Below are 23975 nucleotides of genomic sequence, written 5' to 3' on the forward strand. Positions count from 1 at the left end.
GGGACGCGAGGAGGGCCCGGTCCGACGGACCGGGCCCTCCTCGCGTACGACGTGGGGGTCAGCCCGTGGGGTCGAGGCCCTTGCTGAGGAACCAGGCCACCGGGTCGATCGCGGAGCCGCCGCCGGGCCGGACCTCGAAGTGGAGGTGCGGGCCGGTGGAGTTGCCGGAGTTGCCGGAGTAGGCGATGACGTCCCCGGCCTTGACCTGCCCCCAGCGGATCTTGGTGCTGCTGAGGTGGCAGTACCAGGTCTCGGTGCCGTTGGCGCCGGTCACGATCGCCATGTTGCCGTAGGCGGGGTTCCACTGGGTGCGGACGGTGCCGTCGGTCGCGGCCATGACGGGGGTGCCGTACTGCACGGGGAAGTCGATGCCGGTGTGCACGGACATCCAGTTGACGCCGGACTGGCCGAAGCGGGCGCTGAGCTGGTGCAGCTTCACCGGAAGCATGTACTTGGGGCGCATGGCCTCCTTGCGGGCGGCCTCCTCCTCGCGCTTCTTCTTCTCGGCGGCCTGGCGGGCCTTGAGGTCGATGCGCTCCTGGGTGCGGCTGGCGCGGTCGCCGAAGTCGCGGACGTCGGCGTCGAGGGCGCTGAGCTGGGTGTCCAGGGCGGTGTTGGCCGGGACCTGCTTCACGGCGGCCGGGTCGGCGGCGGCGAGCGCGGTGGTGCTCTTCTGCTGCGGGCCCTCGGTGTCGCCGCCGGTGAGTCCGCTGACGGAGGCGGCCGCGATGCCGGCGACGCCCATGACGCAGGCGGAGGGGACGGCGACGGTCAGCAGGGCGGAGCGCTTGGCGGGGGTACGTCGCCGGGCGCGGCTGCCGCCGGAGGAGCGGCGCACGGGCCGGCCCGCGACGGCGTCGACGGGGACCTCGGCGGCGAGGGCGGAGCCGTCGGTCCCGTCGAGCTCGATCGCGGTGTCGAGGTCGAGGGCCGGGCCGGGATCGTGGGCATGGCCGGGGTCGAGGACCGGGCCGGGGTCGAGGTCGGTCTCGGCGGTCTCGTGGGCGGCCGGCCCGGGCTCGTACGTCTCCGCCTCGTAGGGGAACGCGAACTCGGAGGTCTGGTCGATCCGTTCGGCCTCGGGGCTGTACTGCTGGGGGACGAGCGGCTCGGCCTGTGCGGGCGCCTGGTTCCAGGCGGTGGCGTCGTAGGCGCCGGTGTCGGTCGCGAAGGCGGGGGCGGCCCACTGGCCGGTCGCGTCGTACGACTCGTGGCCGAACGCGCCCTGCGCCGCGTAGGCGCCGGAGTGGAGGGTCTCGTACTGGCCGGTGTGCTGGGCCTCGGTCCAGGCGGAGGCGTCCCACTGGCCGGTGGTGTCGTACTGCTCGGGCTGCTGGTACCCGCCGGAGTGCCGGCTCCCGGTCCAGGCGGAGGAGTCCCACTGCCCGGTGGTGTCCCACTGGCCGGTCGTGTCGTGGCTCGCCGCGGTGGTGGTCCAGGCGCCCGTCTCGTACGCGCCGGTCGTGTCGTACGTACCGGGGGCCGCGTACTGGCCGAGGTTCCACTGGCCGCTGTGACCGGCCTGTCCGGTGTCGGACCAGGACCCGAAGAGCGGGTCGGTCGCGAAACTGCCGGTGGTGTGGGCGCCGTCTCCGGCGTACCCGGCGTGGGGGTGCTGGTCGTTCACCAACGTCTCTCTCGCCTCGGCAGCAGGACCAGTCCGGGGCGGGCCCGACAGGGGGTGTCCCGGGGGTGAAGCAGTGGCGCGACTGTACCCGGCAGTATGCGGGACCGACAATCTTCGGAAGGGTTGAGGGGCGCAGGAAACGGGCAATCGGCCGTGTTTCGCCAGCTCATGCACAGAGCTTTGGCCTTGTGTTCGATGGACGTTCGAAAAACGATGTCGGGGGTGTCGCGGGGGTGGCGGTCAGGCCACGGAGGCCGCGCCCTCGCCGGTCGCGACCCCGCCGGTCGCCGTTCCGCCCTCGTCGGCGTCCAGCGCCTCCAGGATTCCGGCCGCCACCGTCGGGTGGACCGGCAGCGCGAGATGACCGATCCCGCTCACCCGCACGTTGTGCACCAGAAGGTCGGGGTGGTCGAGACGGGCCGTCTCCACCGGCACCATGATCTGGTCGAGGTCGCTCCAGAAGCTCACGAACCGGGTCCGGCAGCCCGGCGCCGGGCCGGCCAGCTGCCGCAGCACCTCCGACCCCGGCCGCATCTGCCGCACCAGCGGGTGGGCGTCGGCGAGCGGCGCCACCTTCGTGCCGGCGTGCGGGGTGCCCAGCATGACGAGGGTCCGCACCCGCGTGTCACCGTCCAGGCGCTGTACGTAGTAGCGGGCGATCAGCCCGCCCAGGCTGTGACCGACCAGATCCACCTCGGACCGCCCGGTGCGCTCCCGGATCGCGTCGATCCGCCGCCCCAGAGCCTCGGCGGCGCTCCGCAGGTCGCAGGTGAACGGCGAGTAGTCGAAGGACTCGACATGGGTGCGGCCGTGCCGGGCCAGCGTCCGGCGCAGCAGCAGGAAGACGGAGCGGTTGTCGACGAAGCCGTGCAGCAGCACGACCGGACGCCCGCCGCCGGCCCGGCCCGGAACGGTCGAGAGGGCGTCCGCCGGGGCGTCGGCGGAGGGAGCGGACGGTACGCCGGGGGCGCGGCGCCCGGAGACGATGCCCGAGGGGTAGAGGACGAGGCGGCCGGTGAGGATCGCGACCTCGAGGGCGGTGGCCTTCATCAGGGCGGTGACCTTGGCGAGCTCCATCGCCGACCTCCCGTGTGCGGCACATGGCGCCGGGCGGTGCACCGGACCGCCGGGCCCCGTGCCGTACGGACGACGGCACGGGGCCCGGCGACCGGCGTCGCGGCTCCTTGCGCGACCGGCCCCGCGGGCGGCTGGAGGGCCCAGGAGGAGGGCCCGGAGCGGAGCAGGTCACGGAACGAACGTGTCCCACGTGTGATTTCCCCCTCGACGGGCTCCGCGAAACGGCCCGTTGCGGGATGCTGTCGATAACGTTCGTTCACCTCCCCGGCAAAGACGCGCGGGGGTCGCATGTGGAGGCAGTGATGGGTGTGACCGGTCCGATCCGCGTGGTCGTCGCCAAGCCGGGTCTCGACGGCCACGATCGCGGGGCCAAGGTCATCGCGCGTGCCCTGCGCGACGCCGGCATGGAGGTGATCTACACCGGGCTGCACCAGACGCCCGAGCAGATCGTCGACACCGCGATCCAGGAGGACGCCGACGCGATCGGCCTGTCGATCCTCTCGGGCGCGCACAACACGCTCTTCGTCAAGGTGATCGAGCTCCTCAAGGAGCGCGACGCGGAGGACATCAAGGTCTTCGGCGGCGGCATCATCCCCGACGCGGACATCCCGCCGCTGAAGGAGAAGGGCGTCGCGGAGATCTTCACGCCGGGCGCCACGACCGCGTCGATCGTCGCATGGGTCAACGCGAACGTCCGCACGACGGCCGCGTGACCCGCCCGGCCGCGTTGCCTGTGTGAGCTGCCCGGCCGTGTGACTTGTGTGAGCTGCCCGGCCGTGTGGCCGGTGCGACCCGCCCGGCCGCGTGGCCCGCGTGAGCTGCCCGGCTGCCTGGCCCGCGTGAGTCTTCCGGTCGTCCGATCCGCCCGGCGTGCGACCGGGGGCCGCGCCCGGTTCCGCGCCCGCACCCGCTCCTGCGCCCGGTTCCGCACCCTCAGCCGTGCCCGCACCCTCACCCGCGTCCGCATCCCGCACCACGCCCGGAACGGCCGGGAGCCCCTTCCGACGGGCTCCCGGCCGTTCCCGTACCGCCGCGGGCCCCTCAGGCCGCCTCCGCCGGGGCGATGTCCAGCTCCGCGCGGATACGGGCGCGGAGGTCCAGCGTCGCCACCAGCCGCTGGAAGGCCTCGGACCAGTACGCCCCCGCGCCCGGCGAGGCGTCCTCGGCCTCCGGGGCCGCCGCGGCCAGCGCCTCCAGATGACGGGCGGCCGCGGGGGAGAGGCACCGCTCCGCGAGGCCCATCACGCCGCTGAAGCTCCACGGGTAGCTGCCCGCGTCCCGCGCGATGTCCAGCGCGTCGATCACCGCCTCGCCCAGCGGTTCCGCCCACGGCACCGCGCAGACCCCGAGCAGCTGGAACGCCTCCGACAGGCCGTGCGCCGCCACGAACGCCGCCACCCACCCGGCCCGCTCCGCCGGATCGAGCGTCGCCAGCAGCTGCGCCCGCTCGGCCAGCGACGACGTGCCGGGACCCGTCGCCGGCGGCGTCGACGGGGCGCCGAGCAGCGCCCGCGACCAGGCCGCGTCACGCTGGCGTACGGCCGCCCGGCACCAGGCCGCGTGCAGCTCCGCCTGCCAGTCGTCCGCGACCGGCAGCGCCACGATCTCCTCCGGCGTCCGCCCGCCGAACCGGGCCGGCCAGCAGGCCAGCGGCGCCGCCTCCACCAGCTGCCCCAGCCACCAGGACCGCTCGCCCCGCCCCGACGGGGGCACCGCCGTCACGCCGTCCCGCCGCATGTCCTCGTCGCACTCGTGCGGGGCCTCGACGACGACCGTCAGCACGGACGCCGTCCGGTCCAGGCCCACACAGGTCACCGCCCGGTCCGCCATGCGGCCCGCGAGCGCCGAACCGGGCAGGGCGGAGAGCAGCTCGGCGGCGGTCGCCCGGACGTTCCGGCTGCGGTCGGCGAGCGCCGCCTCCAGGAACTCCTCGTCCGCCGCCGACAGTCCCGCGCGCAGCGAGTCCAGGAACATCAGCCGGTCCTCGGCCCGCTCGCCGGTCCAGCTCCCCGCGAGCAGCGCCCGCGCCGCCGCCGGATCCTTCGCCCGTACGGCCCCGAGCAGCGCGACCCGCTCGGCGAACAGGCCCTCCTCCCACAGCTCCCGCACCTTCTCCGCGTCCCCAGGGTCCGGCAGCGAGCCGCCCGCCCCGCCACCCCGCAGCGCGAAGCGCCACTCCGGGTTCAGCCCCGCCAGCCACAGCCCGCGCGGTCCGGCGAACGCCAGTGCCTGCGCCCGCAGATCGGTGCGCGCTCTGGCCGCGTCGAGCAGCGCCGGCAGCGCGGCGGGCGGCGCCTTGAAGCCGCGCTCGCCGGCCAGGGCGAGCCACTGCGGCAACAGCTCGGCGAGGTCCGGCGCCGTGCCCCGGCGCCCGCCCGCCGGGGCGGGCGCGGCCCGCCCCGCGAGCAGCCCGTCGAGCCGGCGGCGGGCCGCCTCGGGCAGAGCGGGCCGCGGGTCCTCCGGCGCGGGCGCGGGCGGTACGGCGGCGGCGCCGGGCCGCAGCCCCGCCCGCCGCCGCAGCGTCCGCCGCGCCGCGGCGTCCAGGAGCGCCCCGGCAGCCTCGTCCCCCCGGGCCCCCGCCGCCGGCCGCCGATCCGTCCCGAGCAGCGCCGCCGACACCAGCTGCTCCCACGCTGGATCCCCCGGCACCGGCACGTCCTCGGGGGCGGGCGGCACGGCGGTCGGCTGGAAGTCGGGCTGCGGTTCGGTGGTCGGCACGGGCACTCCTCGGGCGCGGTCTCGCCCGCTGGCGCGGGCATCGGACGGGGAAGGGCGACGGCAGGCGGTCACAGGAGGGGGAGGGTGGCGGGTTCGGTTGTCGCAAGGGCGAGGGGCGAGGGGCGAGGGGCGAAGGGTGGCGGGTTCGGCGGTCACAGGAGAGGGAAGGGCGGCGGGTTCGGCGGTCACGGGAGGGGGAGATCGGCGGCGGGCGGTCATCGGACGGCCCGCCTCCGGCGGCGCGGCGGACGGGCACGGGTCCGTCCCCGCCTCACAGGAGGGGGACCGGTTCCGAAGGGGCGTCGGGGGACCAGGCGGCCAAGGGCGTGAAGCCGCGGTGGCCGCACTCGCCGAAGACCGTCACAGGGGCCCCGCCCGAGAGCGCGAGGAGCCGCCACAGGCCGGGGCGCGAGCGGTCGCCGCCGGTCAGCGGCAGGGCCTCCGCGCCGTCCGCGTCGGCGAGTTGCCAGCCGTACTCCGCCCGCGCCGGCACGACCCGGGCGAGCGTCACCGGCCAGGAGTCCAGCCACGGGTCCTCGCGCAGCGCCCGCCCGTACGCGTCCAGCGCCGCGCCCACCGGTCCGCCCGGCGGCGGTGACGCGGGTCCGGCGGCCGGGAGCAGCACCTCGCCGGGCTCCGCGCGGAGCTGCCCGGAACCCGCGTGCGGGGTCAGCTCGCCGTCCACCACGGCGCCGACGGGCAGCGCGAGGGCAGGCGCGCGGCCGGCCGCGCCGAAGGAGAGCAGCAGCGCCGTACGACCGCTCTCCGCGCCGTACAGCCAGATCCGGCGGGTCGTCAGCCGGCCGTCCCCGCTGTCGTACTGGGCGAGGACCAGCCACCGGTCGCGCACCGCCGTGCCGCCCGGGACCGAGGGCAGTCCGACGCGGGTGCGCACCGTCGCCGCCAGCGGGGCGGGCAGCCGGTCCGCGGCCAGCCACGCGCGGTCCAGGAGATGGGTGAGCGCGCACTCCTCCAGGAGGCGCACCGGCCACCCCGGGCCCGAGCCCGGTATCGCGCCCAGCTCGCGGACCCGGCCCGCGAGCCCGGGAGCCTGCGCGTCCACCATGCGGGCCGCGGTCTCCTCCCAGAGGCCGTACCCCCGCTGTCCGGCCGCCGCGAGACCGCCGCGCACCAGATCCGCGAGCCGCCGCTCCAGCTCCTCCGCGCCCGCCGTCACCCGGGCCGCCCGCCGCTCCGCGCGCCGGCGGGCGGCCTCCTGGTCGGCCGGCGGGCCGCCCTCCGCCCTGCGCGCGGCCCCCGCGATCCGGGCCCGGCGGGCCGAGAGCCAGCGGGCGGCCCAGTCGGGCGGTTCGGCCCCGTCCGGGACGGCCGCGCCGTCCGCCGCCCGCAGCAGCAGTCCGAGCGCGTGCTTGCACGGGGACTTCCGGCTCGGGCAGCTGCACGAGTACGCCGGTCCGGCCGTGTCCACGACCGTCCGGTACGGCGTGCCGCCACTGCCCGCGCACTGCCCCCAGACGACGCCCCCGGCGCCGCCCGTGCCGCTCCACGGCCCGGCCGCGCCGAGCCTGCTCCCCGCTCTGCGCGAGGCCTCGTCAGGAGCCAGCGCCAGCACCTGCTCAGCCGTCCTGCGCACCCCCATGGCATTCATGTACCTGACGGTAATCTCCGCCACTGACAATGCGGTTGACCTGGGCGTTCCGCTCCGGAAGCCGCCCCGGCGGCACGGCGGCTTTACCGGTCCTTTACGGTGCTGTGCGCGAGGCCGCGCGAACCAGCGCGCGACCTCCACGACCGCACCACCGTGCAGGGGGAGTACCACCATGAGCCGCACCGTCCGAACCGTCCGCGCCGCCGTCTCGGCCCTCGCCGCCACCGGCCTCGCGCTCGGGCTCGGTGCCTGTTCCGAGGCGGCCGACAAGGCCGCCGACCAGATCGACAAGGCCGTCGTCGAGAGCTACGAGGTGACCTACGAGGTCACCGGCTCGGACCTGCTGTCCATCGACTACCACGCGGGCGACGGCACCGCGACGCAGCCGAAGGTCGAGAGCGAGAAGAAGCCCACCGCGCCGTGGACCAGGACCGTGAAGCTGCACGGCATCATGCCGCCCGCCGTCATGCCGGTCTCCACCCACCCCGCCGACCTCACCTGCAAGGTCGTCTACCAGGGCAAGGTCCTCAAGGAGGCCAAGGGCGAGACGGCCATGGCCGGCGGCTGCGTCGCCGTCTCCCCGGTCTTCAACTGACCCCTCCCGAAACACCCTTCGGGCACGCGCACCCGCCCCGACCCGCGACGGCGGTCGATTGTCAGTGGCGTGGTGCACCGTGGATCGCACAACAGGTCGAACGATCTGGAGGGGGATCCATGACCGTGCCCGCAACCATCCCGCAGCCCGGCGCCGGTGCCGTGACGGACACCGGCCCGGGCCGGCCGCGGCCCGCCGCCGAGGCCCTCCGGCCCCACGCCGAGGACGCCTTCGCCCACGAACTCTCCGCGCTCGCCGCCGCCGACGACCGCCCCCGGCCCGCCCGCTGGCGCCTCTCGCCCTGGGCCGTCGCCACCTACCTGCTCGGCGGCACGCTCCCCGACGGCACCGTGATCACACCCAAGTACGTCGGCCCCCGCCGCCTCGTCGAGGTCGCCGTCACCACCCTCGCCACCGACCGCGCCCTCCTGCTCCTCGGCGTCCCCGGCACCGCCAAGACCTGGGTCTCCGAGCACCTCGCGGCCGCCGTCAGCGGCGACTCCACCCTCCTCGTCCAGGGCACCGCCGGCACCCCCGAGGAAGCCATCCGCTACGGGTGGAACTACGCCCGGCTGCTCGCCGAGGGCCCCAGCCGCGCCGCCCTCGTCCCCAGCCCCGTCATGCGCGCCATGGACCAGGGCATGACCGCACGCGTCGAGGAGCTCACCCGCATCCCCGCCGACGTGCAGGACACGCTCATCACGATCCTGTCCGAGAAGACCCTGCCCGTCCCCGAGCTCGGCGAGGAGGTCCAGGCCGTCCCCGGCTTCAACCTCATCGCCACCGCCAACGACCGCGACCGGGGGGTCAACGACCTCTCCAGCGCGCTCCGCCGACGCTTCAACACCGTGGTGCTGCCGCTGCCCGCGACCCCCGAGGACGAGGTCGACATCGTCGCCCGCCGGGTGGAGCAGCTCGGCCGCTCCCTCGAACTGCCCGCCCTGCCCGAGGGCGTCGAGGAGATCCGGCGGGTCGTCACCGTCTTCCGCGAACTGCGCGACGGCGTCACCGCCGACGGCCGCACCAAGCTCAAGTCCCCTTCCGGGACGCTCTCCACCGCCGAGGCCATCTCCGTCGTCACCGGCGGCCTCGCCCTCGCCGCCCACTTCGGGGACGGCGTGCTGCGCCCCACCGACGTCGCCGCCGGACTCCTCGGCGCCGTCGTCCGCGACCCGGCCGCCGACCGGGTCGTCTGGCAGGAGTACCTGGAGACCGTGGTCAGGGAGCGCGACGGCTGGAAGGACTTCTACCGCGCCTGCCGCGAGGTGAGCGCATGACGGCCCTCGCCACGGCCTCCGCGACGGCCTCCGCCACGGCCTCCGCCACGGCACCCGCCGCGGCGGAGCCCGCGGGGCGGCCGCCCGGCCCCCTGCTGCTCGGGGTGCGGCACCACGGGCCCGGCTCCGCGCGCGGGGTGCTCGCCGCCCTGGACGCGGCCCGGCCCGACGCGGTGCTGATCGAAGGACCCGCCGAGGCCGACGCGCTCGCCGCCCTCGCCGCGGACCCGGAGCTGCGGCCGCCCGTCGCCCTCCTCGCCCACGCCGTCGACGACCCCGGCCGGGCGGCCTTCTGGCCCTTCGCCGCCTTCTCGCCCGAGTGGGCCGCCCTCCGCTGGGCCGTCGGCCGGGGCGTCCCGGTCCGCTTCGTCGACCTGCCCGCCTCCCACACCCTCGCCGCCGACCCCACCTGGGACGACGGAGAGGAGGCCGACGGCGCCGCCCGCGTCGACCCGCTCGCCGAACTCGCCCGCGCCGCCGGGCACGAGGACCCCGAGCAGTGGTGGGAGGACGCCGTCGAACTCCGCGGCGACACCGACCCCCTCGCCCCCTTCGCCGCCCTCGCCGACGCCATGACCGCCCTCCGCGAGCGGTACGGACACGGTGGCCACCCGCGCGACCTCGTCCGCGAGGCCCACATGAGGCTGGGACTGCGCGCGGCCCGCAAGGAGTTCGGCGACGCCGTCGCCGTCGTCTGCGGCGCCTGGCACGTCCCCGCCCTCGCCCGGCGGACCACGGTCACCGCCGACCGCGCCCTCCTCAAGGGCCTGCCCAAGGTCAAGGCCGAACTGACCTGGGTCCCGTGGACCCACCGACGGCTCGCCCGCCGCTCCGGATACGGCGCCGGGATCGAGTCCCCCGGCTGGTACGGGCACCTGTACGCCGCCCCCGACCGGCCCGTCGAGCGCTGGATGACCAAGGTCGCCGGACTCCTCCGCGAGGCCGACCACCCCGTCTCCTCCGCCCACGTCATCGAGGCCGTCCGCCTCGCGGAGGCCCTCGCCGCCCTGCGCGGCCGGCCCCGACCCGGCCTCGCCGAGACCACCGACGCCGTCCGGGCCGTCCTCTGCGAGGGCTCCGACGTGCCGCTCGCCCTCGTCCGGGACCGGCTCGTCGTCGGCGACGTCCTCGGCGAGGTCCCGGCCGCCGCGCCCGCCGTCCCGCTCCAGCGCGACCTGAACCGCCTCCAGCGCTCGCTGCGCCTCAAGCCCGAGGCCGCGGAGCGCGAGCTCGACCTCGACCTCCGCGGCGGGACGGACGCCGCCCGCAGCCGCCTCCTGCACCGGCTCCGGCTCCTCGGCGTCGACTGGGGCGGTCCCGCCGCGGGCCGCACCGGGACCGGCACCTTCCGCGAGTCCTGGCGGCTGCGCTGGCAGCCCGAGCTGCACGTCCGGGTCGCCGAGGCCGGCGTCTGGGGCACCACCGTCGAAGCCGCCGCCACCGCCCGCACCGCGTCCCGCGCCCTCGCCGCCGACTCCCTCGGCGAGATCACCGCCCTCGCCGAGACGTGCCTGCTCGCCGGACTCGCCGACGCGCTGCCCACCGTCCTCGGCGCCCTCGCCGACCGGGCCGCCCTCGACACCGACGTGGCCCACCTCGCCGACGCGCTCCCCGCCCTCGCCCGCGCCCTGCGCTACGGCGACGTGCGCGGCACCGACACCGGCGCCCTCGCCGACGTCGCCGCCGGCCTCGCCGAGCGGATCTGCGTCGGCCTCCCGCCCGCCTGCGCCCACCTCGACACCGACGCCGCCGCCCGGATGCGCGACCGCGTCGACGCCGTCCACATCGCGCTCGCGCTCCTCCCCACCCCCCGCGCGACCGACCCCGACGCCCTCGCCTCCCGCTGGGCCGGCGTCCTGCGGCGCCTCGCCGGAGCGGAGCGGGTGGCGGGCCTCCTGCGGGGCAGGGCCGTGCGGATTCTGCGGGACGAAGGGCGGCTCGGTGACGACGAGACCGCTCGGCTCATGGGGCTCGCGCTCTCGACCGGGACCGCGCCCGCCGACGCCGCCGACTGGATCGACGGCTTCGTCGGCGGGGCAGGCGGCGGGCTGCTCCTCGTCCACGACGAGCGGCTCCTCGCCCTCGTCGACGGCTGGCTCACCGGCGTACCGGCCGAGGCGTTCCCCGACGTCCTGCCCCTGCTGCGGCGCACCTTCGGGGCGTACGAGCCGGGTGTGCGGCGCACCCTGGGCGAGCTCGTCGCCCGGGGGCCCGGGGCCGCCGGCGGCCCCGACGTCCCGGTCCCCGGCTTCGCCGCCGCCCTCGACGGGGAGCGGGCCGACGGGGTCCTCCCCCTCCTCGCTCTCGTCCTCGGTACGGAGGCCCCCGCATGAGCACCACCGCCACCACCCCCACCGCCACCACCGCCACCGCCCCCACCACCGTTCCCGGCCCCACCACCGACGCCACCCCCGCCACCAGCCTCACCTCCACCACCGGCCTCACCCCCACCGATCCCGGCCCCACCACTCCCATTGCCACCCCCACCACCGCTCCCACCGCCGACGAGCGGCTCCGCCGCTGGAGGCTCGTCCTCGGCGGCGGCGGAGCCGAGGGCACCGGACGCGCCCTCTCCGGTACCGACGCCGCCATGGACTCCGCCCTCGCCGCCCTCTACGACAGCCGGGACGGCCGGGACGGCAAGGACGGCGGCGAGCGCAGGGGCGGGCTCGGCGGCTCCGCGCCCTCCGTGGCCCGCTGGCTCGGCGACATCCGCGCCTACTTCCCCACCTCCGTCGTGCAGGTCATGCAGCGCGACGCCATCGACCGGCTCGGTCTCGCCTCGCTCCTCCTGGAGCCCGAGATGCTGGAGGCCGTCGAGCCCGACGTCCATCTCGTCGGCACCCTGCTGTCGCTCCACCAGGCGCTGCCGGAGACCACCCGGGAGACCGCGAGGGCCGTGGTCCGCAAGGTCGTCGCCGACCTGGAGGCCCGGCTCGCGAGCCGTACCAGGGCGACCGTCACCGGCGCCCTCGACCGCTCCGCCCGGATCAGCCGCCCCCGCCACCGGGACATCGACTGGGACCGCACCCTGCGGGCCAACCTGCGGAACTACCTCCCCGAGCACCGCACGGTCGTCCCCGAGCGGCTGGTCGGACACGGCCGCGCCTCCCGGGCGGTCCGCAAGGAGGTGGTGCTCTGCATCGACCAGTCCGGCTCGATGGCCGCCTCCGTCGTGTACGCCTCCGTCTTCGGCGCCGTCCTCGCCTCCCTCCCCTCCGTCGCCACCCGGCTCGTCGTCTTCGACACCTCCGTCGTGGACCTCACCGACGTGATCGACGACCCCGTCGACGTCCTCTTCGGCACCCGGCTCGGCGGCGGCACCGACATCAACCGCGCGCTCGCCCACTGCCAGTCGCGGATCACCCGCCCCGCCGACACCGTCGTCGTCCTCGTCAGCGACCTCTACGAGGGCGGCATCCGCGACGAGATGCTGAAGCGGGTCGCCGCGATGAAGGCCTCCGGGGTCCAGTTCGTCGCCCTGCTCGCCCTCTCCGACGAGGGCGCCCCCGCCTACGACCGCGATCACGCCGCCGCGCTCGCCGCCCTCGGCGCACCCGCCTTCGCCTGCACCCCCGACCTCTTCCCCGAGGTGATGGCCGCCGCCCTGGAGAAGCGGCCGCTGCCGATCCCGGACACCGTCTGAGCGGCGTCCGGCGGGCCGGCCGCCGCGCCGTGCGGAATCCGTCGTCGCCCGGCCACCCGGACGGGCGTCCCCGCCCCACTGAGGCCCATATCACACACGTGACGGGGCGCCCCTCACTCTCCGCAGCGGCGTGGCGTGAGGGGCGCAACCCCCGCCTCCCGCCTGCCCCCTGGGCCCCGCAGGGGGGCGGGTCGATGCCCACGGAAAGCCCTGCCGCCCCTACGTTCTGTGACCCGTATCACCGCTCGGTTGTGATCTGCGATTTAGGGACCCAGGTCCCACGGGGATAACCTGCGAGACGGACATGCCGCGTCCACGGACACCGTGTACGCCTCCCTAGTGACAGCGCAGTCACGTTGCCCTCCGCGGCACGCCCACGCAGACAACGAACCGCGATCATCTAGAAAAGGGACGCGCGTGGACCTGTTCGAGTACCAGGCGAGGGACCTCTTCGCCAAGCACGGTGTACCGGTGCTGGCCGGTGAAGTCATCGACACGCCTGAGGCGGCGCGCGAGGCCACCGAGCGTCTTGGCGGCAAGTCGGTCGTCAAGGCCCAGGTGAAGGTCGGCGGCCGCGGCAAGGCCGGCGGCGTCAAGCTCGCCGCCACCCCGGACGAGGCCGTCGCCCGCGCGACGGACATCCTGGGCATGGACATCAAGGGCCACACGGTCCACAAGGTGATGATCGCCGAGCTGTCCCCGGAGATCGAGGCGGAGTACTACGTCTCGTACCTCCTCGACCGCACCAACCGCACCTTCCTGGCCATGGCCTCGGTGCAGGGCGGCATGGACATCGAGGAGGTCGCGGAGAAGACCCCCGAGGCCCTCGCGAAGGTCCCGGTCAACGCCAACGACGGCGTCACCCTGGAGAAGGCCCGCGAGATCGTCGCCCTGGCGAAGTTCCCGGCCGAGGTCGCCGAGGGCGTCGCCGAGGTCCTGGTCACCCTGTGGGACACCTTCGTCGCCGAGGACGCCCTCCTCGTCGAGGTCAACCCGCTGGTGAAGACCAAGGACGGGCGCATCCTGGCCCTCGACGGCAAGGTCTCGCTCGACGAGAACGCCGACTTCCGCCAGCCGGAGCACGAGGCCCTGGAGGACAAGGCCGCGGCCAACCCGCTGGAGGCCGCCGCCAAGGCCAAGGGCCTCAACTACGTCAAGCTCGACGGCGAGGTCGGCATCATCGGCAACGGCGCCGGCCTGGTCATGTCGACCCTGGACGTCGTCGCGTACGCCGGTGAGAACCACGGCGGCGTGAAGCCGGCCAACTTCCTCGACATCGGCGGCGGCGCCTCCGCCGAGGTCATGGCGAACGGCCTGGAGATCATCCTCGGCGACGCGGACGTCAAGTCCGTGTTCGTCAACGTCTTCGGCGGCATCACCGCCTGTGACGAGGTCGCCAACGGCATCGTGCAGGCCCTGGAGCTCCTCGCCTCGAAGGGCGAAGAGGTCACCAAGCCGCTCGTCGTCCGTCTCGACGGCAACAACGCGGAGCTGGGTCGCAAGATCCTGTCGGACGCCAACCACCCGCTCGTGCAGCGCGTGGACACCATGGACGGCGCGGCCGACAAGGCCGCCGAGCTCGCGGCCGCGAAGTAAGGGAAGAGGGACAGAACAGCCATGGCTATCTTCCTCAACAAGGACAGCAAGGTCATCGTCCAGGGCATGACCGGTGCCACGGGCATGAAGCACACCAAGCTCATGCTGGGTGACGGCACCAACATCGTCGGCGGCGTGAACCCGCGCAAGGCCGGCCAGAAGGTCGACTTCGACGGCACCGAGGTCCCGGTCTACGGCACCGTCGCCGAGGCCATGAAGGAGACCGGCGCCAACGTCTCGGTCCTCTTCGTGCCGCCGGCCTTCGCCAAGGCCGCCGTCGTCGAGGCGATCGACGCCGAGATCCCCCTCGCCGTCGTCATCACCGAGGGCATCGCCGTCCACGACTCCGCCGCGTTCTACGCGTACGCCGTGGAGAAGGGCAACAAGACCCGCCTCATCGGCCCGAACTGCCCCGGCCTCATCACCCCGGGCCAGTCGAACGCCGGCATCATCCCGGGCGACATCACGAAGCCGGGCCGCATCGGCCTCGTCTCGAAGTCCGGCACGCTGACGTACCAGATGATGTACGAGCTCCGTGACATCGGCTTCTCCTCCGCCGTCGGCATCGGTGGCGACCCGGTCATCGGCACCACGCACATCGACGCCCTGGCGGCCTTCGAGGCCGACCCGGAGACCGACCTCATCGTCATGATCGGCGAGATCGGCGGCGACGCCGAGGAGCGTGCGGCCGACTTCATCAAGGCCAACGTCACCAAGCCGGTCGTCGGCTACGTCGCGGGCTTCACCGCGCCCGAGGGCAAGACCATGGGCCACGCCGGCGCCATCGTCTCCGGCTCCTCCGGCACCGCCCAGGCGAAGAAGGAGGCCCTGGAGGCCGCCGGTGTGAAGGTCGGCAAGACCCCCACCGAGACCGCCAAGCTGGCGCGCGCCATCCTCGCGGGCTGACGCACGGCGCCGCCTGACAGGCCGTAGGCACGTGGGCCCCGCCCCCCGGGAGACCGGAGGGCGGGGCCCACGCGCGTGTACGGGACGGACTACTGCGCGGCCGGGATCAGCCGCTCCGGGCCCGGGTTCGGCTCGGAGCGCAGCCTGTCGCGCAGCTCCACGTCCTCCTCGCCGAGCTTCTGCGGCCCGCCGCGCACCGGGACGCCGTTCACGACCTGCCCGGGCGCGACGTCCGGGATGTAGCGGGTCGGCGCCGTCCACGCCGAGACGGCCGTGAGCCCGATGAGGACCGCCGTCGCGCCGGCCACCGTCCGGGTCATCAGCCGGGTCCGCCGCTCGCTGCCGCCGCGGATCGTGCGCGCCCCGGGGAGCGCCACCGGCGGCGCCTCCGTGACCAGCGCGCCGAGCCGCCGCTGGAGTGCCTCGGGCTCCGCGAGCTCCGGCACGGCCCGGCCGATCTCCTCGCGCGCGAACAGCAGCCGGTTGGCGGCGGCCGGGGTGCTGGCCTCCGTCTCGGCGGCCGTCTCGGGCAGGTCGAGCCCGAGCCCGTCGTAGAGCAGCAGGGTCCGCCGGTACGGGGCCGGCAGGTCGAGCAGCGCGCCGAGCAGCGCCCGCCGGCCGGCCTCGGCGGGCGGGGCGTCGGGGTGCTTGTGGGCGCGGCGCAGCCGGTGCCAGGGGGAGAGGGCGTACTCGTACGCCGCCGCCCGCACCCAGCCGACCGGGTCGGGGTCCACGGCGACCTCGGGCCAGTGCTCCCACGCGTGGTGGAAGGCGTGCTCGACGGCCTCCTGGGAGAGCCGGTGGCGCCCGGTCAGCAGAGAGGTCTGATGGACGAGTCCGGGGGCCGCGTACCCGTACAAGGCGTCGAACGCCTGCTCGGGAGTGAGGGCGGGGGGCCGCGTACCGGCGGCCTCGGGCGCGGACGCCGGCGTGGACGCGTGCGCGGACTCCGGGGTGGGTGCCTGCGGGGAGTCCGGGGTGGGCGCGGGCGCGGACCCGGACCTGGGCTCCGGCTTCGGGCGACGGCCGGTGGGGGTGATCGAGCGCGCGGGGGAGGGGGCCCTGGGGGGCTTCGCGGCTCGTTTGGCGGCGGCCTTGGGCCGCACGTTCGACGTGGCGGGGGTGGAGGCCGGAGCGGTGGGCGGCGCGGGGGGCCGCCCCTCGGCCCGGTCGGCCCGGCCGGCCCGGTCGGTCCCGGCGTCCCGCTCGGACGGCGTGGCCCGCTCGGACGACATGGCACGCCCGGACGCTGCGGCCGGCTCGGACGGCGTGGCCCGCCCGGACGGCGCCGCCGGTTCGGTCGGTGCGGCCGGTTCGGACGGCGCCGCCTGGGCCGTGCCGGTGAGCAGCTTGGTGTACGCCTCGCGCTTGCGGCCGCGGGGGGACGAACGGCCGGTCTCCCATGCCTTGACCGTGGCCTTCGTGACGCCCATGGCCTCGGCGACCTGCTCCTCGCTCAGGGAGAGCGCCTCGCGGAGTCTGCGCCGCTCCTTCGGCGTCGGCAGCGATGGGGCGGTGGAGGGGGGCGCGGTGTCGCCGCCCCGGCTCGTCTGGCTCATCGGCGTCGACCTCCCGCAGCACATCTCTGGGCGGAAAAGTACATAAACGTATCTTGAGCGACACAACGGATGTTTGCCTGTTACGCCGCGAAAGCGCGTGTCGTTGGCAGCATTGGCCCCGTGACCCACCTGACCGAGCACTCCCTGGTCCAGGGCGGGCGTTCCACCGCGTTCGCCACCGCCTGCGTCCGCGGCGGGGTCGCCGCCGGACTCGGCGTCGGCGCGCTCGCCGTCCTGGTGATCGCGGTGTGGATCAGCTCGCCCTTCCCCGACAGCGGCGCCGGCGGCGCTCTCCACGTCGCCGCCGGACTGTGGCTGCTCGCCCACGGCGTGGACCTCGTCCGCACCGACACGCTCAGCGGGCTGCCCGCCCCCCTCGGGGTGGTACCGCTGCTGGCGGCCGTGCTGCCGGTCTGGCTGGTCCACCGGACCGCCCGCTCCACCCTCGATCCGGCCGACGCCACCCGCCCCCGGCCCTCGCCCGCGGGCGCGCTGGGCGCGGTCTCGGGCGGCTATCTGCTGGTCGCGGCCGTGATCGTGGTCTACAGCGAGAGCGGCCCGCTCCCCGCGGACCTCGTCACCGCCGGACTGTGGCTGCCCGCCGTGGTCGTCGGCGCGGCCGGCACGGGCGTCTGGACCGCGCTGGGCCGGCCGCTGCCGGGCCGGGAGGAGACCGCCGCCGCGCTGCGCGGGGCGGGGACCGGCCTGGTGACGCTCCTCGCGGGCGGGGCGGTGCTGGCCGGGACCGCGCTGGTCTGGCACGCGGGCGCGGCGCGGGTCTCGTACGAGGGACTCGCGGGGGAGTGGTCCGGACGGGTGACGCTGGCGCTGCTCGTCCTCGCCCTGCTGCCCAACGCGGCGGTGTGGGCGGCGGCGTACGGCCTCGGTCCCGGCTTCGCGCTCGGCACGGGCGCGCTGGCGACCCCGCTGGGCCTCGCGGGCGACCCCGCCGTGCCGCCCTTCCCGCTCCTCGCGGCGCTGCCGCCCGCCGGGCCGGGCGGCTGGCCGCAGTGGGCCGCGGCGGCCGTGCCGCTGGTCGCCGCGGTGGCGCTGGGCCGGTCGGTGGGCCGCTCGACCGGCACCGGCGAGGCCCGTGAGACGGCGCTCGCGGCGCTGGGCGCGGCCTGGGTGTGCGGCGCGGCGGTCGCCGTCCTGGCGGGCGCGGCGGGCGGTCCGCTCGGCTCGGGCCGGCTGCTCGCCTTCGGGCCGGTGGGGTGGCAGGCGGGCGCGGCGGCGGTGCTGTGGGGCGTGGGCGTCGGCCTGCCGACGGCGCTGGGGGTACGGGCCTGGGGCCGCCGGGTGCCCCGCGTGAGGCGCGCGGAGGCGCCGAAGCCGCCGGAAGAAGCGGACCGGCCCAAGCAGTCCAAGCAGCCGAAGCAGTCCAAGGAGCCCAAGCGGCTCAAGCAGCTCAGGGAGTCCAGGGCCGCGAAGCCCTCCGAGCCCCCCGACCAGTCCGACCAGTCCGTGCAGTCCGAGCGGATCGGGGCGCCCGGGGCCGCGAAGTCCTCCAAGGCGTCCAGGTGGTGGTCGAGGTGGAGGCGGGACGCCCGGCGGGAGCCCGCTCCGGCCGGGGTCGGGGCCGCCGCGAAGCCGGCGGACCCCCTCCGCCACGGCGGCGACTTCCCCCCTGGCGGGCTCGACGCGCTCGGCTCGTTCGACCCGTTCGGCTCCTTCGACGACGAGGGCTACGAGCCGTACGACTACCTCCCCGCGTCCTGGGAGACCCCGCGGGACCGGAGCGAGGGTCCCGCACGGGACACGGAACCGCCCCGGCCGTCGGGGACGACCGGGGCGGAAGGAGCGTAGAGGTGCGTGAGGGGTGTGCGGCGCGCGCGGACTAGTCGCGCACCCCGAAGCCGTCCCGCAGCGGCTTGGGCAGCAGGTCGTTGCAGGCCAGCGCGCCCGCGTGGGTGAGGGCGTCGTCCCGGCAGTCGTAGAAGTCCTTGTAGACCAGCTGCATCGTGAACCCGACGCCCACGATCGCCAGGGCCACGGCCGAGGCCACCAGGCCGCTGATCGCCGCCGTCCGCATCGACCGCGCCGGGTTCGGGGTGCCCGGCGCCGTGGACGGCCGTCCCGAGGGCTGGGACGCGGACTGTGATTCCGGCGACACCTCGGCGTCGGCCTTCGGCTTCGCGCGCAGCGAGCTGATCGCCCAGTACAGCGAGAGGGCGCCGAGCAGCAGGGCCAGCTCCGGGATGTCGAAGATCGCGAAGAAGAAGGCCCACATGCCGCCGAGGACCGCGTACCGCGCCCGCCGCTGGGCCGGGTCCGTGGGGTCCCAGCGCAGCCCCGGCCGCTCGGGCCCCTGCTTGCCGGAGCCGCCGCCCTGGCCGCCCTGGCGCTCCGGTCCGCCCCCGAAACCGTCCGACGAACGGCCCGGCTGGCGCGGGCTCCAGCGCCCGTCGGACGAGCCCGTCACGGGCGACGAGGACGCGTCGTCCTCGCCGTCCGGGCCCTCGCGGCCGTCCCGGCCCTCCGGGCGGCGCGGCTGCCACGGCTCGTCGGGCCTGCCCTCGGGCGGCGGGGCGAACGGGTTGTTGTCGTTCGTGGACTGGCGATCCGGCATCTGCTGGACGTCTTCCCTCTGTCGTCGTGACCGTCTTCGCGACCGTCGTCGTGACCGTCGTGACCCGTCGTGGCACCCGGGTGGCGCACCGGCGTCGGACCCTGACGCTACCCCCCTGCCCCGCCCCCGTCCCGTGGGGGCCGTCCGGTGTGCCGGTATCGTTGCTGACGGTCGAGCCATTCGTAGGGTTCCCCGTATCGACGGGCACGATTCGTTCGTAGGACCGCACAAATACCCACGGAAAGAGTGACCCAGTGGCTGCCGCCCGCCTTGTCGTTCTGGTCTCCGGGTCCGGTACCAACCTTCAGGCCCTCCTCGACGGCATCGCCGCCGACCCCGAGGGGTACGGCGCCGAGATCGTCGCCGTCGGCGCCGACCGCGAGGCCGTCGCAGGCCTGGAGCGCGCCGAGCGCGCCGGGCTGCCCACCTTCGTCTGCCGGGTGAAGGACCACGCGAGCCGTGAGGAGTGGGACCGCGCGCTCGCCGAGGCCACCGCCGCGTACGCGCCGGACCTCGTCGTCTCGGCCGGGTTCATGAAGATCCTCGGCAAGGAGTTCCTCGCCCGCTTCGGCGGCCGGGTCGTCAACACCCACCCGGCGCTCCTCCCCAGCTTTCCCGGTGCCCACGGGGTGCGTGACGCGCTCGCCCACGGCGTGAAGGTCACCGGGTGCACCGTCCACTTCGTCGACGACGGCGTCGACACCGGCCCGATCATCGCCCAGGGCGCGGTCGAGGTGCGGGAGTCGGACGATGAAGCCGCTCTGCACGAGCGCATCAAGGAAGTCGAGCGCTCGCTGCTCGTCGACGTCGTGGGGCGTCTCGCCCGGCACGGCTACCGCATTGAGGGACGAAAGGTTCAGATCGGTGAACACGGACACCGTTAAGCCCATCCGCCGCGCGCTGGTCAGCGTCTACGACAAGACCGGTCTGGAGGAGCTGGCCCGCGGTCTGCACGAGGCCGGTGTCGAGCTCGTCTCCACCGGCTCCACCGCCGGGAAGATCGCCGCCGCCGGCGTCCCGGTCACCAAGGTCGAGGAGCTGACCGGCTTCCCCGAGTGCCTGGACGGCCGCGTCAAGACCCTCCACCCGCGCGTGCACGCCGGCATCCTCGCCGACCTGCGCCTGGAGTCGCACCGCGAGCAGCTCGCCGAGCTGGGCGTGGAGCCCTTCGACCTGGTCGTCGTGAACCTCTACCCCTTCCGCGAGACCGTCGCCTCCGGCGCCACCCCGGACGAGTGCGTCGAGCAGATCGACATCGGCGGCCCGTCGATGGTCCGCGCCGCCGCCAAGAACCACCCCTCGGTCGCGATCGTCACCAGCCCCGAGCGGTACGCCGACGTGCTCGCCGCCGTCCAGGCCGGCGGCTTCGACCTCACCGCCCGCAAGCGGCTCGCCGGCGAGGCCTTCCAGCACACCGCCGCGTACGACGTGGCCGTCGCCTCCTGGTTCGCCGACGACTACGCCGCCGCCGACGACAGCGGCTTCCCCGACTTCCTGGGCGCCACCTACGCGCGCAAGAACGTCCTGCGCTACGGCGAGAACCCCCACCAGGGCGCCGCGCTGTACGTCGACGGCACGGGCGGCCTCGCCGAGGCCGAGCAGCTGCACGGCAAGGAGATGTCCTACAACAACTACACGGACACCGACGCCGCCCTCCGCGCCGCCTACGACCACGACGAGCCCTGCGTCGCGATCATCAAGCACGCCAACCCGTGCGGCATCGCGGTCGGCGCCGACGTCGCCGAGGCCCACCGCAAGGCCCACGCCTGCGACACGGCCTCCGCCTTCGGCGGCGTCATCGCCGTCAACCGCCCGGTCTCCGTCGAGATGGCCGAGCAGGTCGCCGAGATCTTCACCGAGGTCGTGGTCGCCCCCGGTTACGAGGACGGCGCGGTCGAGGTCCTCGCCAGGAAGAAGAACATCCGCGTCCTGCGCGCGGAGCGCGGCCCGGTCGCCGAGGTCGAGGTCAAGGCCGTCGACGGCGGTGTCCTCCTCCAGGTCACCGACCGCCTCCAGGCCGAGGGCGACGACCCGGCGAACTGGACCCTCGCCACCGGCGAGGCCCTCTCCGCCGAGGAGCTGGCCGAGCTCGCCTTCGCCTGGAAGGCGTGCCGCGCGGTCAAGTCCAACGCCATCCTCCTCGCCAAGGACGGCGCCTCCGTCGGCGTCGGCATGGGCCAGGTCAACCGCGTCGACTCCGCCAAGCTCGCCGTCGAGCGCGCCGGCGCGGAGCGGGCGCGCGGCTCGTACGCCGCCTCCGACGCCTTCTTCCCCTTCCCCGACGGCCTGGAGATCCTCACCGCGGCCGGCGTGAAGGCGGTCGTCCAGCCCGGCGGCTCGATGCGCGACGAGCTCGTCGTCGAGGCCGCGAAGAAGGCCGGCGTGACGATGTACCTCACCGGCACCCGCCACTTCGCCCACTGAGACGGGCCCCCGCGGGGCCTTCCCGGCAAGGGAGGGCCCCGCGGGGCGTCTCTGGTCTAATGGTCTGGCCCCGGGCCGGCCGGCAGTAGTGGAGACGTGGTGTTGGACGTACTGAACAAGCCCGCGGCGGACCCCGCCGACGAGCGGCCCGCCGAGGGCACCGACCCCGCACCCGTCCCGTACCTCCCGTACGCGCTGATCGCGGTCGCCCTCACCGCCCTGTACTTCCTCTACTCCTGGGTGCAGTACGACCACTTCCGCACCCCCTCCTGGGACCTCGGCATCTTCGGACAGGCCGTCCGCTCCTACGCCGAGTTCAAGGTCCCCGTCGTCGACATCAAGGGCCCCGGCTTCCCGATACTCGGCGACCACTTCAGCCCGGTGACGGCGCTCCTCGCCCCGCTCTACTGGCTGTGGCCCTCACCGGTCTCGCTGCTCTTCGCGCAGGCCGCGCTCTTCGCCGCCTCCGCCGTCGTCGTCGGCCGCACCGCCCAGCAGATCCTCGGCAGCCGCGCCACCGGCATCGCGCTCACCGTCGCGTACGGACTCTCCTGGGGCCTCCAGGAGGCCGTGAAGTCCGACTTCCACGAGATCGCCTTCGCCGTCCCGATGCTCGCCCTCGTCTGCCGCGCGCTGCTCCTCGGCCGCTGGACGGCCGCGGCGGCCTGGGCGGCGCCGCTCGTCCTCGTCAAGGAGGACATGGGGCTCACCGTCGCCATGGTCGGCGTCGTCCTCGCCCTCAAGGGCCAGAAGAAGCTCGGCGCCGCCCTGGCCGGCTTCGGCGTCGCCTTCTTCGCCCTCACCGTCCTCGTCCTCATCCCGGCCGCCAGCAAGCTCGGCCAGTACGACTACTGGGCCAAGATCGAGAAGACCGGCGCCGGCGCCGAGACCTCCGTCCTCCAGATCGCCGCCGACGCGCTGACCTCGGGCGAGCGCTGGGAGATGGTCCTCCACCTCCTCGCGATCACCGGCTTCCTCGCGCTGCGCTCCCCGCTGGTGCTGCTCGTCCTGCCCACCCTCGGCTGGCGCTTCGTCTCCCAGGACGCCAACCACTGGGGCATGCACTGGCACTACAGCGCCGTCCTGATGCCGATCGTCTTCCTGGCCCTGGTCGACGCCGTCCGCACCGTCCGCACCTCGTCCCGCCCCTGGCTCGCCGCGTACGGAAAGGTCGCCGTCGCCGCCACCACGGCCGTCGGACTGACTCTCGCCGCGAACCTCCCGCTGCGCGAGCTGCTGAAGTCCGAGACGTACGCCGCCGACGCCCGCGCCGACCAGGCCCGCGCGGCCGTCGCGGCGGTCCCGGAGGGCGCCAGCGTGGAGGCCGACGTCCCCCTCCTCGCCCACCTCACCGCGGACCACAAGGTCTACTGGATCGGCACCGCGAAGGGCGCGACTCCCGACTACCTCGCGCTCGACCTGCGCGGCTGGTCCGGCCAGACCTCGGACCCGGCGGTGACGGCTTCGCAGTTGCACCCTGAGGCGGCGTACGAGATCGTCCACCGCTCGGACGGCTTCGCGGTGCTGAGGAAGAAGTAGCGGACACGCCGAAGGGGCCCGGTTCCAGGGAGAACCGGGCCCCTTCGGCGTGCCGCGCGGGTCAGTACCGCGGGCGGGCGAACCAGGCGGTGCCGCTGGGGACGACCGGGGCAGCCGCGACGATCACGCCGAAGACGGTCCAGATCAGACCGGGGACGACGACGGAGGCGAGGCCGACGTCGAAGCCGGCGAACATCAGGTACAGACCCGGCAGCGTGCCGATCACTCCGTACACCACCGTCGTGATGCGGATGCCCTGGCCGCCGTTGCCGAACTTGACGCCGAGGGTGATCGAGAGGGCCGCCAGGCCCAGCATGATCAGCGAGACGACGGTGAGGATGCCCGCGGCGGCCCGGCTGAGCTCGCTGAAGGGGTTGTCGCCGCTGTAGGACGACGAGTAGTTCGAGGCGTCGCTGGCCCCGAGCGCGGCGATGAGGTAGATGATTCCGCCGACGATCTGCACCGCCGAGATCAGGAACAGGAAGACCCGCGCCGTCATCAGCAGCCCCGGCATCGACTGCGGGATCTGGTTCGGGCCGCCCGGGTACGCGCCGTACGGCGCGACGGGCGGGGCGGCCGGGTAGCCGTAGGAGCCCTGCTGCGGGACGCCCTGGGGGGCCTGCGGGTAGCCGTAGCCCGGCTGACCCTGCGGCGGCTGGCCGTAGGGGTTGTTCGGTTCGCCGAAGCTCATCGGGTGTTTCCTCCGTGAAGGTTCTCGTGCGGGGACGGACGCGGCCCGCGAGGAGGGACTTTCACGGCATGTGAGCGGATTCCCCCCGGCACTTTCCGCGGCACTGCGCTGGTCATCGTCCTCGTAGCTCCGAGGTGTTGTC

Annotated in this window: 18 protein-coding genes; 11 read left to right on the forward strand and 7 right to left on the reverse strand. The window is 75.0% G+C overall.

The genetic code is table 11. The features are described from left to right. Nucleotides 1-58: 58 nt before the first annotated feature. Both ACF1BN_RS19775 and ACF1BN_RS19780 read right to left on the reverse strand, forming a co-directional pair. Nucleotides 59-1627, reverse strand: coding sequence for a peptidoglycan DD-metalloendopeptidase family protein (locus tag ACF1BN_RS19775; RefSeq protein WP_392332848.1), 1569 nt, complete (start codon nucleotides 1625-1627; stop codon nucleotides 59-61). A gap of 240 nt (nucleotides 1628-1867) precedes the next feature. Then, complete coding sequence (locus ACF1BN_RS19780; RefSeq protein WP_392332849.1) at nucleotides 1868-2704, reverse strand: esterase/lipase family protein; 837 nt, start codon at nucleotides 2702-2704, stop codon at nucleotides 1868-1870. Between the two features lie 302 nt (nucleotides 2705-3006). Between ACF1BN_RS19780 and ACF1BN_RS19785 the strand changes: the two genes are divergently transcribed. Further along, complete coding sequence (locus tag ACF1BN_RS19785) at nucleotides 3007-3417, forward strand: cobalamin B12-binding domain-containing protein (RefSeq protein ID WP_392332850.1); 411 nt, start codon at nucleotides 3007-3009, stop codon at nucleotides 3415-3417. A gap of 328 nt (nucleotides 3418-3745) precedes the next feature. On the opposite strand, the gene ACF1BN_RS19790 is transcribed toward ACF1BN_RS19785, so the two are convergent. Both ACF1BN_RS19790 and ACF1BN_RS19795 read right to left on the reverse strand, forming a co-directional pair. Then, a complete protein-coding gene (locus ACF1BN_RS19790) occupies nucleotides 3746-5422 on the reverse strand; it encodes a DUF5691 domain-containing protein (RefSeq protein WP_392332851.1) in 1677 nt (558 codons plus the stop codon). Nucleotides 5423-5693: 271 nt separating this feature from the next. Then, complete coding sequence (locus ACF1BN_RS19795) at nucleotides 5694-7031, reverse strand: SWIM zinc finger family protein (protein WP_392332852.1); 1338 nt, start codon at nucleotides 7029-7031, stop codon at nucleotides 5694-5696. Between the two features lie 172 nt (nucleotides 7032-7203). On the opposite strand from ACF1BN_RS19795, the gene ACF1BN_RS19800 reads away from it, so the two are divergent. From ACF1BN_RS19800 to sucD, 6 genes are all read left to right on the forward strand, one after another. Next, nucleotides 7204-7626 carry a hypothetical protein gene (locus tag ACF1BN_RS19800; protein ID WP_392332853.1) on the forward strand — a complete coding sequence of 141 codons (423 nt, stop codon included), beginning with the start codon at nucleotides 7204-7206 and terminating at the stop codon, nucleotides 7624-7626. A 119-nt stretch (nucleotides 7627-7745) separates the two neighbouring features. Then, on the forward strand, nucleotides 7746-8903 hold the full coding sequence (locus ACF1BN_RS19805; RefSeq protein WP_392332854.1) for an AAA family ATPase: 1158 nt from the start codon (nucleotides 7746-7748) through the stop codon (nucleotides 8901-8903). Beyond that, entirely contained in the window at nucleotides 8900-11236 is a 2337-nt protein-coding gene (locus tag ACF1BN_RS19810) for a DUF5682 family protein (RefSeq protein ID WP_392332855.1), read from the forward strand. The genes ACF1BN_RS19805 and ACF1BN_RS19810 overlap by 4 nt, the downstream gene beginning before the upstream one ends. Continuing rightward, complete coding sequence (locus ACF1BN_RS19815; protein WP_392332856.1) at nucleotides 11233-12549, forward strand: VWA domain-containing protein; 1317 nt, start codon at nucleotides 11233-11235, stop codon at nucleotides 12547-12549. The genes ACF1BN_RS19810 and ACF1BN_RS19815 overlap by 4 nt, the downstream gene beginning before the upstream one ends. 417 nt (nucleotides 12550-12966) lie before the next feature. Next, entirely contained in the window at nucleotides 12967-14145 is a 1179-nt protein-coding gene (gene sucC, locus ACF1BN_RS19820) for an ADP-forming succinate--CoA ligase subunit beta (RefSeq protein ID WP_392332857.1), read from the forward strand. Nucleotides 14146-14166: 21 nt separating this feature from the next. Next, nucleotides 14167-15051, forward strand: a complete 885-nt coding sequence (sucD, locus tag ACF1BN_RS19825; protein WP_392332858.1) for a succinate--CoA ligase subunit alpha — start codon at nucleotides 14167-14169, stop codon at nucleotides 15049-15051. 89 nt (nucleotides 15052-15140) lie between these two features. Here sucD and ACF1BN_RS19830 read toward each other — a convergent pair whose 3' ends face one another. Then, entirely contained in the window at nucleotides 15141-16610 is a 1470-nt protein-coding gene (locus tag ACF1BN_RS19830; protein ID WP_392332859.1) for a helix-turn-helix domain-containing protein, read from the reverse strand. Nucleotides 16611-16730: 120 nt separating this feature from the next. On the opposite strand from ACF1BN_RS19830, the gene ACF1BN_RS19835 reads away from it, so the two are divergent. Then, on the forward strand, nucleotides 16731-18416 hold the full coding sequence (locus ACF1BN_RS19835) for a DUF6350 family protein (protein ID WP_392332860.1): 1686 nt from the start codon (nucleotides 16731-16733) through the stop codon (nucleotides 18414-18416). A 31-nt stretch (nucleotides 18417-18447) separates the two neighbouring features. On the opposite strand, the gene ACF1BN_RS19840 is transcribed toward ACF1BN_RS19835, so the two are convergent. Beyond that, nucleotides 18448-19179 (reverse strand): hypothetical protein, encoded by a 732-nt coding sequence (locus ACF1BN_RS19840; RefSeq protein ID WP_392332861.1) that lies wholly within the window; start codon nucleotides 19177-19179, stop codon nucleotides 18448-18450. 254 nt (nucleotides 19180-19433) lie between these two features. Here ACF1BN_RS19840 and purN point away from each other — a divergent pair, with 254 nt between their 5' ends. From purN to ACF1BN_RS19855, 3 genes are all read left to right on the forward strand, one after another. Next, a complete protein-coding gene (purN, locus tag ACF1BN_RS19845) occupies nucleotides 19434-20063 on the forward strand; it encodes a phosphoribosylglycinamide formyltransferase (RefSeq protein ID WP_392332862.1) in 630 nt (209 codons plus the stop codon). Beyond that, nucleotides 20044-21603, forward strand: coding sequence for a bifunctional phosphoribosylaminoimidazolecarboxamide formyltransferase/IMP cyclohydrolase (gene purH, locus ACF1BN_RS19850; protein ID WP_392332863.1), 1560 nt, complete (start codon nucleotides 20044-20046; stop codon nucleotides 21601-21603). Before purN ends, purH begins: the two co-directional genes overlap by 20 nt. Nucleotides 21604-21702: 99 nt before the next feature. Then, the gene (locus ACF1BN_RS19855; RefSeq protein WP_392332864.1) at nucleotides 21703-23142 is read left to right on the forward strand and encodes a DUF2079 domain-containing protein; all 1440 of its coding nucleotides are present in this window, start codon (nucleotides 21703-21705) and stop codon (nucleotides 23140-23142) included. Between the two features lie 61 nt (nucleotides 23143-23203). On the opposite strand, the gene ACF1BN_RS19860 is transcribed toward ACF1BN_RS19855, so the two are convergent. Then, nucleotides 23204-23833 carry a hypothetical protein gene (locus tag ACF1BN_RS19860; RefSeq protein ID WP_392332865.1) on the reverse strand — a complete coding sequence of 210 codons (630 nt, stop codon included), beginning with the start codon at nucleotides 23831-23833 and terminating at the stop codon, nucleotides 23204-23206. Nucleotides 23834-23975 lie beyond the last annotated feature (142 nt).

The organism is Streptomyces sp. NPDC014861, from assembly GCF_043081625.1.
Taxonomy (GTDB): domain Bacteria; phylum Actinomycetota; class Actinomycetes; order Streptomycetales; family Streptomycetaceae; genus Streptomyces.

Excerpts from the sequence above, each read along its gene's own strand:
- ACF1BN_RS19785 (WP_392332850.1), top strand. The coding sequence starts at position 3,007 with ATGGGTGTGACCGGTCCGATCCGCGTGGTCGTCGCCAAGCCGGGTCTC.
- ACF1BN_RS19780 (WP_392332849.1), bottom strand. The coding sequence starts at position 2,704 with ATGGAGCTCGCCAAGGTCACCGCCCTGATGAAGGCCACCGCCCTCGAG.
- ACF1BN_RS19830 (WP_392332859.1), bottom strand. The coding sequence starts at position 16,610 with ATGAGCCAGACGAGCCGGGGCGGCGACACCGCGCCCCCCTCCACCGCC.
- sucD (WP_392332858.1), top strand. The coding sequence starts at position 14,167 with ATGGCTATCTTCCTCAACAAGGACAGCAAGGTCATCGTCCAGGGCATG.
- ACF1BN_RS19810 (WP_392332855.1), top strand. The coding sequence starts at position 8,900 with ATGACGGCCCTCGCCACGGCCTCCGCGACGGCCTCCGCCACGGCCTCC.
- ACF1BN_RS19840 (WP_392332861.1), bottom strand. The coding sequence starts at position 19,179 with ATGCCGGATCGCCAGTCCACGAACGACAACAACCCGTTCGCCCCGCCG.
- ACF1BN_RS19805 (WP_392332854.1), top strand. The coding sequence starts at position 7,746 with ATGACCGTGCCCGCAACCATCCCGCAGCCCGGCGCCGGTGCCGTGACG.
- ACF1BN_RS19860 (WP_392332865.1), bottom strand. The coding sequence starts at position 23,833 with ATGAGCTTCGGCGAACCGAACAACCCCTACGGCCAGCCGCCGCAGGGT.
- ACF1BN_RS19815 (WP_392332856.1), top strand. The coding sequence starts at position 11,233 with ATGAGCACCACCGCCACCACCCCCACCGCCACCACCGCCACCGCCCCC.
- ACF1BN_RS19795 (WP_392332852.1), bottom strand. The coding sequence starts at position 7,031 with ATGAATGCCATGGGGGTGCGCAGGACGGCTGAGCAGGTGCTGGCGCTG.
- ACF1BN_RS19800 (WP_392332853.1), top strand. The coding sequence starts at position 7,204 with ATGAGCCGCACCGTCCGAACCGTCCGCGCCGCCGTCTCGGCCCTCGCC.